Raw genomic sequence first — 17,718 nt, forward strand, 5'->3', positions numbered from 1 at the left:
AATAGACATTTAAACATACTCCCCGGATTGAATAGAGGGTTAGTTTATTAAGGGTTGAATAGATGCGTTTGTTTATCTGGTATGGCAATTCTGTTACTCACATCCTTTTCCACTTATCAGAATCGTCGTTCCTTTTATTTCATATTTGCCATTAATGGTGGCACATATAATATCTAATTTGGTGTATAATGGTTGCTGTGTAATATCGGCTGTAATCGGACAAGTGCTTAGTTTGTCGTTTTCAAGCTCAATCGCAATTCCATATACTCTTTCTAATTTACTTAAAACCTCACCAATAGGTAAATCATCAAACTTAAAGGTTTCGGGTTTACTGGTAATAGGCTTAATCTGCGGTAATGGTTTGTCAACCAATCCGGTTATAAAATGCTTTTCGGCTGTAAAAAAAGTAACTTTATGGTTGGGGGTTAATATCACGCCCCTGTTCTGGTTGTTTACTTTTTCCTTTTCATAGACTGATACCTTACCAGTCAGTACTTCTACTTCTACTTTTTTGGTAGCTTCAACTGTGCGTACATAAAAACTGGTACCTAATACTCTGGTAACAAGTTTATCCGTCATCACATAAAAGGGTTTTTCGGGGTTTTTACTCACTTCAAATAAGGCTTCGCCAGTGAGTTGTACTTCTCTTTTATTCGCAGCAAAATGGTTGGGGTATTGAAGTTGGCTGTGTGGACTTAGTGTTACGGTACTTCCATCTTCCAGATTTATCCTGACAGGCTTGGAAGAGGTATTATCCATTACGGTTAACTCATTTTTTGGTTGTTGTGCAGATACAATAGCAGGCTGATTAGATTGTTTTTGATGGAGGTACCAATAGGTTCCGAAACTTAATAACACGGTTACAGACGCCGCAATACCTACCCGATAAGAACGCCAAAAACCAAAAGTTGATGACGTTTCGGTAAAAATATCGTCAGTTTTAAGAGATTCTTCTTCAATTTTTTGCCATAATTTATATTCTAATGCTTCCCATTCTCTTTCGGTATAGTTTTGTCTGGGCTCTTCATCAATCAGTTCGTACCACTGCTCAACCAAATGCTTTTCAGACTCACTACATTTTCCCTCTAAGTATTTCTGGAGAAGTTTCCCAAATGCTTTACGGCTTTTCATCAGATAGTGTCTCGTTTCTTGTCTTTTCATTAACTATGTCTGACAAACCCACCAAAAACCGCAAATAGTTTTGTAAATTCTTTGAAAAATACCACAAAAAACAGCTTTTTATAAAAAGTTCTTTGAAAAATGCAATGAAAAACGGAGAACGGAAAATGGAGAAAGGAGCTTTGAAATGTAAAACCGAAAAATGTAAAATGTAAAACCGAAAAAGGAATTATGTATGGCGATTTTGTAAATCGCCAAAATCCGGCTGGATTTTATAAATCTTGGGTGAAAGTATAGCAAAAGGAAAACATTGAATCAAAAAATACTTGTTGCCACAATGTACTCAATGTTACACAATTGCACAAGCTCCGTTCTCCTTGTTCCTTTCTGCTTGTTCCATCAATTCAAAAACACCAGCATTGCCCAGGTCAGAAACTCTTTCAGGTGTTCTCGCATAAATTTTAGAGACTGGGAAATATGATATTCAACCGTTCGTTCGGGAATATTCAGCATCTGAACAATTTCCTTGGTGCTTTTGCCCTCTAATCGGTTCAGGCGGAAAATATGCTGTGTTTTTTCAGGCAATTGCTCAATGGCTTGCTCAATAGACTGCGTTAAATCATCGTAGGCAATTTTTTCTTCAAGACTGTTTTCTTCTTCTTCGCTTTCGGTAGTGGTATAGGCAACGTACTTTTCTTCCATTACCTGTTTCTTTATATGCGTAATAATCTGGTACTTGAGTGCCATAAAAAGATACGGCTCCAAGGTCTGGATTGTGTGCGTAGCCCGCCTTTCCCAAAGCGTTACAAAGAGGTCTTGTACCAACTCCTCAACTATCTCTTTTGCATAGATTTTTCGCTGGGCTTTCTGAAATAATTTACGCCAGTACCGACGATAAATTTCACCAAAAGCCTCCTTATCTCCCAAACTCATCAGTTTGACCAGTATGTCATCTCCTAAACTTGCGTACTCCACCTGTTTGAGCCTTTTTTTACGGGCAAATATAGGGTTTTAAACGAGAAACAAGACAAAAAACAGGCGATTTTAAACTATTTTGAACGATTTGTATCAAATTCAATCAAAAATTGCATAGTTAACCGATTTAGCCTGAAAACAGCTTTAATCCTGTCAATCTGACACTTTAAACCAATCGGCATACATTACGTAGTTATTGGCTGTACGCATAAATACCTCTTCTAATTCAGGGGTAACGGTCTTCAGAAATTTACCCGGATTTCCGGCATAAATAGAGTTGGGTGGTACAATAGTATTCTGGGTAATAATTGCCCCCGCAGCAATAATTGAACCTGTTCCAATCACAGCCCCATCCATAATAATAGCCCCCATGCCAACAAGCACTTTGTCTTCGATGGTACAGCCATGCACAATGGCATTGTGGGCTATACTTACATGATTCCCGATGGTTGTTTTGGTTTTCTGATAGGTACAATGAATAACAGCACCATCCTGAATATTGACTCTATCTCCGATAATAATTGAATTGACATCACCCCTTACGACTGCATTAAACCAGATTGTGCAATCTTTCCCCATAGTTACATCGCCTACAATAGTCGCATTGGGCGAAAACCAGCAATTGTCGCCCCAGATTGGGCTGATTCCCTTGACAGGTAAAATAAGAGCCATTTGAATTGAAAATAATGTGCATGAATAGAAACCTGCACAAAAGTAAAGAATAATGTCCTGAACTTTTAATGCGGCACAGAGCGTTTTTTAATCATGCCACCTTTGGTATCTTTGATACTGGTCATAATCACAAAGGCATTGGGGTCTATTTTTTCTATCTCTAAATTTAGTTTACTTACTTCGAGACGTGTTATAACGGTATAAACTATTTTCATTTCTCCTTCTGTATAGCCTGTCTTGCCATACCCTCTTTCACCTTTATACACGGTTACGCCCCTTCCCATCTCCTCTATAATCATCCTCTTCATTTCAAGGGCTTTGAGTGAAATAATGGTAACGCCTGTATATTCTTCAATCCCTTCAATGACAAAATCAACGGTTTTTGAGGCTGAAAGATACGTAAGCATTGAATACAGTGCTGTTTCGATAGACAGTACATAGGCTGCTACCGAGAATATAATCACATTGATTACGAGAATCACATCGCCGATAGTAAGACCCATTCTGCGGCTAAGAGTAATGGCAAGTACCTCTGTTCCGTCAATCACTCCCCCGCCTCTCATGGCCATTCCAATGCCGAGGCCTAAAAAGAATCCACCGAATACAGAAGTCAGTAATTTGTCGTGCGTAATTTCAGGGTAAGGTATGGTTGCTACTGCTATTGCTAAAGCCGTAATACCAATGGCAGTTTTAACGGCAAATTCTTTGCCTACTACTTTTAAACCTATAATGATAAAAGGTATATTTACAATGACGAGCATTAAAGAGAGTGGTACGTCCTGAGTGGCAGTAATAAGAAGTGAGATACCGGTTGCCCCACCGTCTATAAATTCATTGGGCAAGAGAAAGCCGTCCAATCCAAATCCGGCAGAAACTACACCAATTGCGATTAAGAAAAAGTCTCTGATAAGTCTTCTGACAGTAACTTTTACTTCCCGTATTTCTTTGGCAATCTGGTATTTGGAACGGTCTGTATGTTTTTCATCTTCGTCTCTGAGTAGATTTAGTAGTGCATTTAAAATAATTTTGGGTAATCGGAGTAAAACATTTTCTTTTTCTTTTCGCATAAGTTCTATCTTTGGTGGGTAAAAGCGAAGTTAATCATTTTCAGGGAATTTTGCTACAGCCACAGAATTAATAATTCCTTAAAAAAACAGCCTATACGTATATTTTTATCTCTATAAAATAGCTTAATTTGACCAAAAAACCTATGAATCGCCTGTTAAAATTGTGTTGTTTTGTAGCACTTTCAGGTGCTGTTTTCATTATTTTTATCTCTGCCTATCCTAAGCCACAGTTTAAAGCGTTAGTGGTAGCCTCCCGTGCCAAAGACCATCTGAAGATGATTGCTGCCGCCAGGCCTTTTTTTGAAAAAATGGCTTCAGAAAATAACTTCGACCTTGAATTTACCGACGATACCAGTCTGGTAAATGAAGCCAATCTGAAACAGTACAAAGTGTTTATACAGTTGCATCTGGCACCTTTTGATATGTCGGCTGTACAACAGGCGGCCTTACAACAGTATATAGAGAATGGCGGTGGCTGGGTGGGTATTCATGCCGCAGGACTCACCGGAGATATGTTTAAATCGCCCAAACGAGTCTATTGGCAATGGTTCGAAGATTTTATGGGGGGTATTGCTTACTCGCCTCATCCTAAATTTCAGAAAGGCACTTTTGTGATAGAAGACACTAAACATCCGGCTACGAGACACTTACCCAGGCGAATAGAGGTAACGGACGAATGGTATGAATTTAACAAAAGTCCGAGAGGTAATGTAAGGGTATTGGCCACGGCTGATGAATCGACTTATACCCAGAATAAACCTATGGGCGACCACCCGATAATCTGGTGTAATGAAAAGTATCCACGTACTATTTACATCGGTATCGGGCATGATGCTTCACTCTGCGATAATAAAGATTATACATTATTAGTGCGTAATGCGGTTGTATGGGCTGGGGCTAAAAAATAAAATTCAATGAAAAATTTACTTCTATCTTACTCTTTCGTTTGTTTTTGCCTTGCTACCCATGCCCAAACCAAAATTAAAGTTTTGGCGTTGGCGGAAAATGGTGGGCATCATATTCAGTATTCTACACGTGCAAAGGTCTGGCTTAACCAGTTAGCGGCTGATAGCAGTTTTGCCATTGACTATATTCAGAACACCGATGCGATTGATGAAGCGTATCTCAATCAGTATCAACTTTTTATCCAGTTAGACTACCCACCTTATGGCTGGAAAGAGAAAGCGGCACAGGCATTTATTAAATATATTGAGCAAGGGAAAGGTGGCTGGATTGGCTTTCATCATGCTACCTTGTTAGGCGAATTTGATGGTTTCCCGATGTGGCAATGGTTCGCCGATTTTATGGGGAGCATTCGTTATACCAATTACATTGCTACTTTTGTAGCCGGAAAAGTGAGTATTGAAGACCAACAACACCCGGTTATGAAAGGAGTACCGACATCCTTTCTAATTAATAAAGAGGAATGGTACACCTATAACAAAAGCCCCAGACCTAATGTACGTGTGCTGGCAAGTGTAGATGAAAACTCTTATACGCCTGATACCCAAATAAAAATGGGCGACCATCCGGTGGTGTGGACAAACGAAAAAGTAAAAGCACGGAATGTGTATATATTTATGGGACATTCTCCTGAGTTATTTGCCAATGAAGCCTACAAAACCCTGTTCAGAAATGCCATTTTCTGGGCAGCAGGTAAATGAAACGATAGTGAATCAAGCATGAAAACAATACTCATTATAGATGATGAAGAGAAACTCAGAAACCTGCTGGCTCGTATTATAGAGTCAGAAGGTTTTGAAGTGATAGAGGCCGGAGATTGCAGGTCTGGCTTGAAGAAGTTAGAGCAGTTTGCAATTGATGTGGTACTTTCTGATGTAAAACTACCTGATGGCAATGGGGTAGATTTATTGCCTAAAATCAAAGCGGCTCACCCATTGGTAGAGGTAATTTTGCTGACGGCTTACGGAAATATCAGTGATGGAGTTCAGGCCATGAAAAACGGGGCGTTTGATTATATCGTAAAAGGCGATGATAATGAAAAGATTATCCCCCTACTCCATCGGGCTATTGAAAAAGTACAATTACAAACAAAAGTAAGAGACCTTGAAAAACGGGTTGGTGAAAAATTTTCTTTCGATGCCATTATCGGCAAATCAAAACCTATTCAGCAAGCCATAGATTTAGCTAAAAAAGTAGCACCTATTGATACAACTGTTTTGCTGACAGGTGAAACCGGAACAGGGAAAGAGGTATTTGCTCAGGGTATTCATCAGGCAAGTTCAAGAGCCGGAAAAAGTTTTGTAACTCTCAATTGTAGCACTTTCAGTAAAGATATACTTGAAAGTGAATTATTCGGGCATAAACAGGGTGCTTTTACCGGAGCCATAAAAGATAAAAAAGGACTGATAGAAGAAGCCAACGGAGGCACTTTGCTGTTAGATGAAATCGGAGAAATGCCACTGGAATTACAAGCCAAATTGTTGCGGGTATTAGAAACGAGTGAGTTTATCAAATTAGGCGATACCAAACCTACCAAATCAGATTTCAGATTAATAGCTGCTACCAACCGGGATTTAAAACACGAGTATGAAGCCAATCATTTTCGGTCTGATTTATATTTTCGATTAAGTGTGTTTGAGATTCACCTGCCGCCTTTACGGGAAAGAGTAAAAGATATTGAATTACTGGCTCGTCATTTTATGCAACAGTTTTCGGCAAAGACCAATAAACGTGTTGAAAAAATTGAAGACGAATGTCTGGAAAAATTAGAAAGCTATGAATGGGTAGGCAATATCCGTGAGTTAAAAAATATCATCGAAAGAGCGATTATTCTGGCTGATACCAACACTTTAACTGCTGACTTACTCCCAGTCGATATTCAGCAACCACGCCAACCAAATAAAGGCACACTCTCTGCCTTTTCTATGGCAAGCGTAGAAAAACTGCATATACAGAAAGTACTCAACTACACCAAAGGCAACAAAGCCGAAACTGCGAGATTGTTAGAAATTGGAATTGCTACCTTGTATAGGAAGATTGAGGAGTATGGGTTGTAATAAATCACCCTCAATAATAAATTATTTAATTTACTACGGAGTATCACAAAGCGACCGACGACTGGTTAGGCACTGAGTTTCACAGAGACTATTAAAAAACTCCGTGAAACTCAGTGCCATACTCTGTGTCACACCGTGGTAAATTCTTTTTGCTAAAACCGCAAATTCCCCCTACTCCATTTTGAGAAAAGCTTATCATTTTGATAGGCTTTTTTATGACTCTTTTCTGGCATCTCAACCACATTCTCCTCATAATCAATTACTTATAAATCTGCTTCTCTAAACGGCACAAACATTGGCATATAGCAATCAGAACTAAATTTTAAAAACGATGGTAACAGTCATTTTAATTCTTCTTGGTGTAGTCCTGTTTGGAATATGCTATCAATCCATTCACTTTTTTGACAAAATATAAACCCATGACAGCCTTACTCATTTTATCGATTCTCGTTTTCGGATACCTCGTGTATGTATTGCTTAAACCTGAAAAATTCTAAATCTTATGAACACTGAAATATCAGGCATAATTGCCTTATTTGTGGCTACGGTACTGTTAGCCATCCCTTTCGGCAAATACATAGCCAAGGTTTACGCAGGCGAAAAAACTCTTTTAGACCCTGTTTTCAATCCTGTAGAAAAGCTCTTTTATCGCATCAGTGGTATTGATGCTACGCAGGAAATGAACTGGAAACAACATTTGACTGCTATGCTTGGCATCAACTTTATCTGGTTCTTTCTAAGTATGTTCATTCTGATGAATCAGGGTTGGTTGCCCCTGAACCCTGATGGCAACCCAAGTATGTCGCCTGATTTAGCTTTTAATACAGCTATCTCTTTTATAGTCAATTGTAACCTGCAACACTATTCAGGTGAAACTGGGGCCTCTTATCTTACCCAGTTAGTGGGTTTGATGTATCTGCACTTTGTTTCTGCCGCAACAGGTATGGCCGCTTGTGCCATTGTTTTCAATGCCCTGCGTGAGCGTCAGGCTGAAAAATTAGGTAATTTTTATAATTATTTCCTAAAAAGCTGCACCCGTATTCTTTTACCTGTTTCAATGGTTGTAGCCTCATTGTTGGTCTTTAATGGTTCTCCGATGACATTCGAGGGTAAAGACACCATCACTACTTTACAAGGAGATTCAGTTCAGGTATCCAGAGGTCCGGCTGCGGCTTTTATAGCCATTAAACACTTGGGTACCAATGGTGGTGGTTTCTTTGGGGTCAACTCTGCTCACCCATTTGAAAACCCCAGCTACTTTACTAATGGAATAGAAATGATTACACAGATGCTTATTCCTTTTGCGTTCATTTTTGCCCTGGGTTATTACCTGAACAGAAAAAGACTTGCCTGGACAATTTTTGGCGTAATGACCGTAGGTTTCTTGTCGCTTACTATACCAACAGTTATTGCTGAAATGAACGGTAGTCCGGCAATAGCCCATTTAGGAGTTGTGCAACCTAACGGAAGCATGGAAGGCAAAGAAGCCCGCTTTGGTACGGCTGCCTCCGGTTACTGGAGCATTGCTACTACGGTTATCTCTACCGGTTCGGTTAATAGTATGCACGATAGCAGTATGCCGCTTTCAGGCGCCATGCAATTATTAGCCATGATGATTAATGCCTTTTACGGAGGTTGTGGCGTAGGTATCTTGAACTATTTCATTTTCATCGTTCTGGCCGTATTTATATCCGGACTCATGGTAGGTCGTACACCTGAGTTTTTAGGCAAGAAAGTAGAGGCAAGAGAGGTAAAAATTGCCGCTATCATAGCTATCCTTCACCCATTTTTGATTTTAGTTGGTGCAGCTTTGTCTTCTTATTTAGCTGCCAGAGATGCCCCAATGGGTTGGTGGTTTAATGGAAACGCCACAGGCTGGCTGAATAATCCGGGGTATCATGGCTTCTCTGAAATGCTTTACGAATATACTTCAAGTGCTGCCAATAATGGCAGTGGTTTTGAGGGTCTTGGCGACAATAACCCATTCTGGAACATTACTACAGGTATTGTGCTTTTATTGAGCCGCTATTTACCAATCATTGGCCCGGTAGCTATTGCAGGCTTGCTGGCAAGTAAAAAGTATATCCCTGAAAGTGCAGGAACCCTGAAAACTGATACTTCAACCTTTGCCATTATGACCTTTGCCGTAATAGCCATTATTGCTGCCTTATCATTTTTCCCTGCGCTGGCTTTAGGCCCGTTAGCAGAACATTTTAAGCTATTTAAATAAGAATTTCCATGACCAGAAATAATCAAATTCCGCTATTTGACAGTCAATTGGTAAAAGAAGCTATCGGCCAGTCTTTTATCAAACTCAATCCCCGATTAATGTTTCGTAACCCGGTTATGTTTACAGTAGAAATCGGAACCGTTATCATGTTGATTGTTTGTATTGCTATCTTTTCAGGTGCTACCAATCAAGGTAGTCTTGCTTACAATGTTATTGTCTTTTTAATTCTGTTGATTACATTGCTCTTTGCCAACTTTGCCGAAGCTCTTGCCGAAGCCCGTGGCAAAGCACAAGCCAATAGTTTACGCAAAACCCGTGAAGAAACACCTGCCAAAGTGATTCAGACTGTCGGAGAAATGTATCTGAATGAGATAAAGATGGTTCCCTCATCTTTATTAAGAAAAGGAGATGTATTTGTGTGCGAACCCGGAGATATTATCCCGACTGATGGAGAAATTATTGAAGGCTTGGCAACGATTGACGAAAGTGCCATTACAGGTGAGTCTGCTCCGGTGATTCGTGAGGCAGGTGGTGATAAAAGTAGTGTAACCGGTGGTACAAAAGTATTGTCTGATAAAATCAAGGTAATTGTAACTACCCAACCCGGTGAAAGCTTTTTAGATAAAATGATTGCGCTGGTTGAAGGAGCAAGCCGTCAGAAAACACCTAACGAAATTGCATTAACAATCCTGTTAGCTGCCTTTACCATCATCTTTATCATTGTGTGTGTAACGCTGAAACCTTTTGCAGATTATGCGCAAACACCTATCACCATTGCTGCTTTTATCTCACTTTTTGTGTGTTTGATACCTACTACCATTGGTGGGCTGCTGTCTGCCATCGGTATTGCGGGTATGGACAGAGCTTTACGTGCCAACGTGATTACCAAATCAGGTAAAGCCGTAGAAACTGCCGGAGACATTGATGTGCTGCTTTTAGATAAAACCGGAACCATAACCATCGGTAACCGCAAAGCCACTCACTTTTATCCAACCAAAGGTGTAAACGAACAGGATTTTATCAAAGCCGCAGTATTGAGTTCGATGGCTGATGAAACGCCTGAAGGGAAATCAATCATTGAACTGGCTGATGTAAATCCATCAAGCTATAAAATCAGCAAGCCTGTTTTTATCAAATTCACTGCTGAAACCCGTAGTTCGGGTGTTGATTTTGAAAATATAAGAATCCGCAAAGGAGCTTATGATGCCATTAAAAAATTAGTTGAAAAAGCCGGAAATGTTTTCCCGGCTGAAACAGGCGAAAGAGTAAAGAGTATTTCAAGCAATGGGGGTACTCCACTGGTAGTTTCAGAAAATGAAAAAGTATTGGGCGTAATTGAGTTACAGGATATTATCAAGACAGGGATTCAGGAACGGTTTGAACGTTTGCGCAAAATGGGTGTAAAAACCGTGATGGTAACAGGAGACAACCCACTAACCGCTAAATACATTGCCGAAAAAGCCGGAGTTGATGATTTTATTGCCGAAGCCAAACCCGAAGACAAAATGCAGTATATCCGCAAAGAACAACAATCAGGTAAATTAGTGGCCATGATGGGAGACGGCACAAATGATGCCCCTGCCCTTGCCCAAGCCGATGTGGGAGTAGCTATGAATAGTGGAACACAAGCGGCTAAAGAAGCTGGTAACATGGTTGACCTTGACAATGACCCAACCAAGCTGATTGAGATTGTAGAAATTGGCAAGCAATTATTAATGACTCGTGGAACCTTGACCACTTTTTCTATCGCCAACGACGTAGCCAAATATTTTGCCATTGTTCCGGCCTTGTTTATTGCTACCATACCTGCCTTACAGGGTTTAAATATCATGAATCTGCATAGCCCTGAAAGTGCCATTCTTTCGGCGGTCATTTTCAATGCAATTATTATCCCGTTACTCATTCCACTGGCCTTGAAAGGTGTGGCGTATAAACCTATTGGTGCAAGCGCCATTCTTCGCCGCAACTTGTTAATTTATGGTCTGGGCGGTATTGTTGTGCCATTCATTGGTATTAAAATCATCGACCTTGCCGTATCACTTTTTATCTAATACAATTATGAAAACATTATTTTCAGCTATCAGACTTACCTTGGTAAGTATGGTACTATTCGCAGTCATCTACCCTCTTCTCATTACAGGTATTGCCCAACTGGCACCTAATCAGGGAAAAGGAGAAACCATAGAAATAAATGGCAAAACCGTTGGTTATCAGAAAATAGGACAGTCTTTTACAGCCGATAAATACTTCTGGAGCCGTCCGTCGGCTGCCGGATATAACGCAGCAAGTTCAGCCGGAAGCAATAAGGGAGCCACTAATCCGGATTATCTGGCAACTGTGCAGGCAAGAATTGATACTTTTCTGGTTCATAATCCGAAAGTGGTCAAATCACAAATTCCTTCAGAAATGGTTACGGCTTCAGGCAGTGGTTTAGACCCTGATATAACTCCCACATCGGCCAGAATTCAGGTAAAACGCATTGCAGATACAAGAAAAATTTCAGAAGATAAAATCTTAGCTTTGATTGACTCACATACACAAAAACCATTGTTAGGCTTATTCGGTACAGAAACCATTAATGTACTGGAATTGAATGTGGGTTTAGATGAGTTGAAGTAAGTTAATTTTTAACCACGGAGTAACACGGAGTTAAGGCACGGACTTGCACTAAGTTAAATTAAATATCTCTGTGAAACTCTGTGCCTACCTCCAGGATACTCAGTGGTTAAATTCAAAAAATATTTAAGTACAACAAAAATGAAAAAACTACTTTTAACGGCATTTGTGTTCATGATTTTGAAAGCAAATGCTCAGGAAACACCAAACCCACTGACATTTTCGGGTTATGTAGAAACGTATTATAGTTACGATTTCAGTAATCCCGCAAATCACGAAAAATCGTTTTTTTTGTATAATCACAATCGACACAATGAGTTGAATCTGAATTTAGGGTTATTAAAAGCAAACTATACTACCGATAAAATGCGAGCCAATTTAGGGATTATGTTGGGTACTTATGCCCAGTACAATCTGGCTGCCGAACAGGGGCTTTTAAAGAATTTGTATGAAGCCAATATCGGGGTAAAAATTTCAAGAAAAAGTAATCTTTGGATTGATGCAGGCGTGATGCCGTCTCATATAGGTTTCGAAAGTGCCATCGGTAAAGACTCATGGAATCTAACAAGGAGTTTATTAGCCGAAAACTCTCCCTACTATGAATCAGGTGTAAGAGTTTCTTATACATCAGCCAATGAAAAATGGTATCTGGCCGGATTGGTTCTTAATGGCTGGCAACGTATTCAGCGAGTACCGGGAAACCAGACACCTGCGTTTGGTACACAGTTGACCTACAAACCCAATTCGAACGTAACCCTTAACTGGAGTACCTATGTAGGCAACGAGCAACCTGACAGTGCAAGTAAATGGAGATATTTTAATAATCTTTATAGCCAGTTTCAATTGAATGAAAAATTTGGATTGACCGCAGGTTTTGATTTTGGCTATGAACAAAAATCTAATAAAAGTACTGCCTATAATGTATGGCTGACACCCATTTTAATTGCCCGCTATGCAGCTACCGATAAATTCAGAATTGCCGCAAGAGCAGAATATTATCAGGATACAAACGGGGTGATTATTGCCACCGGAACACCCTATGGTTTTCAGACATTTGGCTATTCTGTGAATCTTGATTATGCCATTATCGACAATTTATTATGGCGTGCAGAAGGCAGAATTTTAGACAGCAAAGACAAAATATTTGCCGATAAAAACCAGAATTTCTATGTAACCAGTGTTTTTTGTTTTAGTTTTTAATTTCAACAATTGAATTAACCACGGAGTAACACTGAGTTAAGGCACGGAGTAGCACTGTTTTTTATCCTCCGTGTAACTTCGTGCCTAACTCTGTGAAACACCGGGGTAAAATAATCAACAGTCTTACAATGATGTCAACACCAGATAACAAAGAAGAAAACGTACAGCATTTTTTAGATTTAATCAAAAAATCGAGACAAGGAAAGTTTAAGGTCTATATTGGTATGAGTGCCGGTGTAGGTAAAACTTTTCGTATGTTGCAGGAAGCACACGCTTTGTTACGGAATGGTATTGATGTAAAAATAGGCTATATTGAAACACATTTTCGTAAAGAAACGCATGATTTATTGGAAGGTCTGCCGATTATTCCTCGTCGGAAGATTTTTTACCGAGGTAAAGAATTAGAAGAATTAGATGTACAGGCAGTCATTAACCTTCGTCCGGAGGTGGTCATTATTGATGAACTGGCGCATACCAACATTGAGGGAAGCAAAAACGAAAAACGATGGCAAGATGTATTAGAGATTCTCGAAGCAGGGATTAATATTATCAGTGCGGTAAATATCCAGCACATCGAAAGTCTGAATGAAGAAGTAAAAGAGATTACGGGCATTGAAGTAAAAGAAAGAATCCCCGACAGTATTATAGCCATTGCCGATGAAGTAGTAAATATTGACCTTACGGCCGATGAGTTGATTACCCGTTTGAAAGAAGGCAAAATTTACACAGCCGACAAAATACAGATGGCACTCAATAACTTTTTTAAATCGGAACAGATATTGCAGTTAAGAGAGTTGGCATTGAAAGAAGTAGCCAGTCAGGTAGAAAGAAAAGTAGAAACAGAAATTCCGAGAACTACGGCTATCAGGCACGAGAAATTTCTGGCTTGCATCAGTAGTAATGAACAAACGGCAAAGACAGTCATCAGAAAAACGGCACGGCTGGCCAGTTATTACAATAGCAAATGGTATGTACTTTATGTACAGACTCCTAAAGAAAGTCCGGATAAAATTGCTTTAGATAAACAAAGACATCTGATTAATAATTTTAAATTAGCCACTCAATCAGGCGCAGAAATTATCAGGGTTGAAAGCGGTAATATATCAAAAAGTATTATGGAAGTAGCCGAGCAAAGACAAATTACTACAGTTTGCATTGGCAAGCCACACCTGAACCTTTTGAATGTGATTCTATCGACCAATATTTTTAATGAGCTACTGAAGAAACTATCGTTTGCAGACATTGATGTGGTGATATTGTCGTAAGCCCCTAACCGCGCGGCGGACCGCCCCTGAAGGGGAATAATTAAAAAAAACTGCCTTCACTCCCCATCTCCAACAGGAGAGGGAGCCGGGGGGTGAGGTAAAAAATACAATGAAAATAAGAACTAAATTGACCCTTGGTGTAGGTCTGCTATTTATACTAATCACTTTGCTGACCTACGTTGGCGCAAAGTCTATTAATGCGTTGAAAAACGATACCGAGAATATATTGGTTGCCAATTACAACACGCTCGAATATGCGCGGAATATGTTGATGGCACTTGACGACCTCTCTACAGATAAAGGGGCTATACGCAAAATAGAAGAAAATCTTGCTAAACAACAGGCTAATATCACCGAAATCGGAGAGAAAGAAGCTACTGAACAACTTCGCAAACACCTGGCACAGTTGAAGATGAATAATTTTGACAACACAATTCACCTACTGATACGCAAAGATATTGCCGAAATTATGCGCTTGAATATGGAGGCGATTCAAAGAAAAAGCGATGTAGCCAAACAGACAGCGGCTTCTTCAACCATCTGGATTGCTATTACAGGTACACTCTGTTTTGTGATAGCATTCACCCTACTAATTAACCTGCCAAGCAATATTGCCAGCCCAATTAAAAAACTGACTGAAAGTATCAAACAGATTGCCGCCAATGATTACTCGCAAAGGGTCTATTTTCAGGACCATAGCGAGTACGGCGAGTTGGCCAGGTCGTTTAATACGATGGCAGAAAAACTGGAAGAATACAATAATAGCAACCTGTCTCAATTACTCTTCGAGAAAAAGCGTATCGAAACGCTTATCAATAATATGCACGACCCGGTAATCGGGCTTGATGAAAACAAGAAAATACTGTTTGCCAATGATGAAGCGCTGAAAGTAACCGGGCTGAAAGCCGAACAACTGATAGGACAACAGGCACAAGATGTATCAGTAATAAACGACCTGATGCGCTCGCTCATAAAAGATTTAATAGTGCCAGAAAAGAATAATTCGGATAAAAAGCAACCGATTAAGATTTTTGCCAACAGTAAAGAAAGTTATTTTGAAAAAGAACTTATAGATATTGCCATTGTACCCACAGGCGAAAAACAAAAAAAGCATATCGGACACGTGATAGTGCTGAAAAACATTACACCATTTAAAGAATTAGATTTTGCCAAAACCAATTTCATTGCTACTATCTCGCACGAACTGAAAACACCTATTTCATCCATCAAAATGAGTACGCAATTGCTGGAAAAACAAAAAACAGGCACCATTAACGAAGAACAAAAACAATTGATTGACAGTATAAAAGACGATAGCCAGCGATTATTAAAAATAACCAGTGAATTACTGAACCTATCGCAGGTGGAAACCGGAAATATTCAACTGAATATCCAGAAAAGCACCCCCTATCAGATTCTGAAATATGCGCAGGAAGCCGTGAAAGTACAGGCCGAACAAAAACAAATTCAACTGCTGACTGATGTAGAAGAGAACCTGCCCGATGTAAAGGCAGATACAGAAAAAACGGCATGGGTACTCATCAACTTTCTCACAAATGCCATTCATTACTCGCCCGAACTAAGTAAAATTACCATCAGCATTAAGCAGGAAGAACAATTGGTCAGTTTTTCGGTAACTGATCAGGGCAAGGGCATCGAAAAACGGTACAAAGACAAAATTTTCGACAAGTATTTTCAGGTGCCGGGCAGTATCAAATCAGGTACAGGTTTAGGCCTTGCCATCAGCAAAGAATTTATAGAGGCTCAAAACGGCACTATCGGTGTTGAAAGCGAAATCGGCATGGGCAGTAGTTTCTTTTTCAAATTAGGCGTAGGATAAAGCCTGATTTTGGTTACAGGCTTTATCTTCTTCCGCTATTCTTGTTTATATAAATAGGTGCTATTGATAACTCTTAAGGGCATACTTTACCGTCTATCACAAAGAGTGATTCCTCACAATAGCTGTACTGCATATTAAAAGTAATGCTTAATGTTAGGGTTACAGCTACTCTTGCTGTAACCGGAAGCGGGCTCCCTTTAATATCAATAATTAAAGTAGAACCACGATACAATCTTTTAATGGCGTTAGCTAATGTATTATTAATTTTGTCAAGCCCATCGTTCATAAATGAAAAATTAGCGCCTGCCACGGTAACTTCATTAATTTCTATATTTGATTCTCTCAATAAAGGGACTTTTGGCGAAACACTGACTTCATTATTAGCAACCAACGATGAAATATTCATGCTTAGGGCTGTATTGCCCGTATTTCTTTTCAGTTTTATCTCTGCTGATTGAACTACCAATTCTTTAATGGTATAATCTCGCTTGTTGAGCTGACCATCTAAACCCTCTGTTAGTGTTCTGACTAACTCATCCATACTCAAATAGGAAGTCTGATTGATGCTCCCGGTGGTATTAATAGTATAAACCAGGTCTTTAGTATGGCTAATGCTCTTTTCTACATAAATATATGGCACACGACCACAGGAAATGGCAAAAACTGAAAAAAGAACCGCAAGTAATAATAGTTTTTTCATGGTTTTGTCTGTTTTGTTTTTGATTGAAATCTGAATCCTATATTACCAAAGGCAATGAGTGGTTTCATGCCACTTGCCCCTAAAGTAAGCGAGAAAAAACCTAACTGAATATGTGTACCAATACCCAATAGCACCGGAAACTGGTTTTTCAGGTTTACAGTCTGGGCTTTATCAGTATTATCTTCTTTGTAGGTATAAGAGACATCGAAAGTGCCCATCTGATACCCTCCAAAGGCAAAAAAGCCGATATTTTTATTGGTAACACCTGCTTGCAGGTATGCGTAATTGCTTTGTAGTTGAATATACCTGCCAATATCTGCTTTGTTGAACTGATACCCAATATTAATCACATAAGGGCTATCTTTCTTCAGAAAATACTGGCTGACAGAGTGCCTCAGCCCTACTCCTATCTGATTGAATTTACCAAAATCGGTATCGGTTTTACCCAAAGTCATAAACCGAAGCGAAATATCAGTACCATAAAAACCACCAATACTTAATTGTGGGGTTGCCCAACTCAGACGTGTGATATTGTACCCTCCTGAAAAAGCATAACTGGTACCATTGACCCCTGCTACCTTTACGTTGGAAGCATTACCCACAATGGTTGGCACTTCTACGGTAGTTTTTGGGTCAAATGAGTCGGGCGTGTCTGCCATAAATGTTTTCTGAGATTTGTCAGGAAATATATGTGCCGTATGAAGGCTCAGGCGAACATTGAATTTGTCTCCAATTCTGATGGAAGGTTGAATACCAGTATTCAATCCAGTGATGGTCATATCGGCCAACGGTTGCAGATACCCTTGCGCATTGGTACCTATGTAGGCATCAAAAAAACTGTTTACCTGCTGACTATAAGCTGCATGGCCAAGCAGGCAAAGAAGCATAAATCTGTATTTCATAATAAGCAATGTTTTCAACAAAAATATCAGGATAAAAAAGCAGGGGCAATCCCCTTTGGAGGGGATTTTTTAGTATATTTGACAAGTGTATGTCTCCATTGCCAAATACCTA

The 17,718-nt window shown here is 39.6% G+C and carries 16 protein-coding genes; 10 read left to right on the forward strand and 6 right to left on the reverse strand.

The window, feature by feature from the left end; all coding sequences use genetic code 11:
• Positions 1-93: 93 nt before the first annotated feature.
• The 4 genes from EWM59_RS03800 to EWM59_RS03815 all read right to left on the reverse strand — a co-directional run bounded on the left by EWM59_RS03800 (position 94) and on the right by EWM59_RS03815 (position 3,833).
• A complete protein-coding gene (locus EWM59_RS03800; RefSeq protein ID WP_130019621.1) occupies positions 94-1,161 on the reverse strand; it encodes a FecR family protein in 1,068 nt (355 codons plus the stop codon).
• 357 nt (positions 1,162-1,518) lie between these two features.
• A complete protein-coding gene (locus tag EWM59_RS03805; RefSeq protein ID WP_130019622.1) occupies positions 1,519-2,094 on the reverse strand; it encodes an RNA polymerase sigma-70 factor in 576 nt (191 codons plus the stop codon).
• 153 nt (positions 2,095-2,247) lie between these two features.
• The gene (locus EWM59_RS03810) at positions 2,248-2,766 is read right to left on the reverse strand and encodes a gamma carbonic anhydrase family protein (protein ID WP_130019623.1); all 519 of its coding nucleotides are present in this window, start codon (positions 2,764-2,766) and stop codon (positions 2,248-2,250) included.
• A gap of 65 nt (positions 2,767-2,831) precedes the next feature.
• Entirely contained in the window at positions 2,832-3,833 is a 1,002-nt protein-coding gene (locus tag EWM59_RS03815; RefSeq protein WP_130019624.1) for a YitT family protein, read from the reverse strand.
• Positions 3,834-3,976: 143 nt separating this feature from the next.
• Here EWM59_RS03815 and EWM59_RS03820 point away from each other — a divergent pair, with 143 nt between their 5' ends.
• The 10 genes from EWM59_RS03820 to EWM59_RS03865 all read left to right on the forward strand — a co-directional run bounded on the left by EWM59_RS03820 (position 3,977) and on the right by EWM59_RS03865 (position 16,004).
• The gene (locus EWM59_RS03820; RefSeq protein WP_130019625.1) at positions 3,977-4,741 is read left to right on the forward strand and encodes a ThuA domain-containing protein; all 765 of its coding nucleotides are present in this window, start codon (positions 3,977-3,979) and stop codon (positions 4,739-4,741) included.
• 6 nt (positions 4,742-4,747) lie between these two features.
• Complete coding sequence (locus tag EWM59_RS03825) at positions 4,748-5,497, forward strand: ThuA domain-containing protein (protein WP_130019626.1); 750 nt, start codon at positions 4,748-4,750, stop codon at positions 5,495-5,497.
• Between the two features lie 18 nt (positions 5,498-5,515).
• Positions 5,516-6,853: a sigma-54-dependent transcriptional regulator gene (locus EWM59_RS03830; protein ID WP_130019627.1), complete on the forward strand. Its 1,338-nt coding sequence runs from the start codon at positions 5,516-5,518 to the stop codon at positions 6,851-6,853.
• Positions 6,854-7,272: 419 nt separating this feature from the next.
• On the forward strand, positions 7,273-7,350 hold the full coding sequence (gene kdpF / locus EWM59_RS03835; RefSeq protein WP_130019697.1) for a K(+)-transporting ATPase subunit F: 78 nt from the start codon (positions 7,273-7,275) through the stop codon (positions 7,348-7,350).
• A gap of 5 nt (positions 7,351-7,355) precedes the next feature.
• A complete protein-coding gene (gene kdpA, locus EWM59_RS03840; RefSeq protein ID WP_130019628.1) occupies positions 7,356-9,083 on the forward strand; it encodes a potassium-transporting ATPase subunit KdpA in 1,728 nt (575 codons plus the stop codon).
• Between the two features lie 8 nt (positions 9,084-9,091).
• On the forward strand, positions 9,092-11,134 hold the full coding sequence (gene kdpB, locus EWM59_RS03845; RefSeq protein ID WP_130019629.1) for a potassium-transporting ATPase subunit KdpB: 2,043 nt from the start codon (positions 9,092-9,094) through the stop codon (positions 11,132-11,134).
• 7 nt (positions 11,135-11,141) lie between these two features.
• Complete coding sequence (locus EWM59_RS03850) at positions 11,142-11,702, forward strand: K(+)-transporting ATPase subunit C (protein ID WP_130019630.1); 561 nt, start codon at positions 11,142-11,144, stop codon at positions 11,700-11,702.
• Positions 11,703-11,840: 138 nt separating this feature from the next.
• The gene (locus tag EWM59_RS03855; protein WP_130019631.1) at positions 11,841-12,899 is read left to right on the forward strand and encodes a porin; all 1,059 of its coding nucleotides are present in this window, start codon (positions 11,841-11,843) and stop codon (positions 12,897-12,899) included.
• A 131-nt stretch (positions 12,900-13,030) separates the two neighbouring features.
• Positions 13,031-14,164, forward strand: a complete 1,134-nt coding sequence (locus EWM59_RS03860; protein WP_130019698.1) for a universal stress protein — start codon at positions 13,031-13,033, stop codon at positions 14,162-14,164.
• 109 nt (positions 14,165-14,273) lie between these two features.
• The gene (locus tag EWM59_RS03865) at positions 14,274-16,004 is read left to right on the forward strand and encodes an ATP-binding protein (RefSeq protein WP_130019632.1); all 1,731 of its coding nucleotides are present in this window, start codon (positions 14,274-14,276) and stop codon (positions 16,002-16,004) included.
• Positions 16,005-16,077: 73 nt separating this feature from the next.
• Here EWM59_RS03865 and EWM59_RS03870 read toward each other — a convergent pair whose 3' ends face one another.
• Both EWM59_RS03870 and EWM59_RS03875 read right to left on the reverse strand, forming a co-directional pair.
• Complete coding sequence (locus EWM59_RS03870) at positions 16,078-16,704, reverse strand: hypothetical protein (RefSeq protein WP_130019633.1); 627 nt, start codon at positions 16,702-16,704, stop codon at positions 16,078-16,080.
• Positions 16,701-17,606, reverse strand: a complete 906-nt coding sequence (locus tag EWM59_RS03875; RefSeq protein ID WP_130019634.1) for a DUF6588 family protein — start codon at positions 17,604-17,606, stop codon at positions 16,701-16,703. The genes EWM59_RS03870 and EWM59_RS03875 overlap by 4 nt, the downstream gene beginning before the upstream one ends.
• Positions 17,607-17,718: the final 112 nt, after the last annotated feature.

The organism is Emticicia agri (assembly GCF_004168285.1).
Lineage (GTDB): Bacteria > Bacteroidota > Bacteroidia > Cytophagales > Spirosomataceae > Emticicia > Emticicia agri.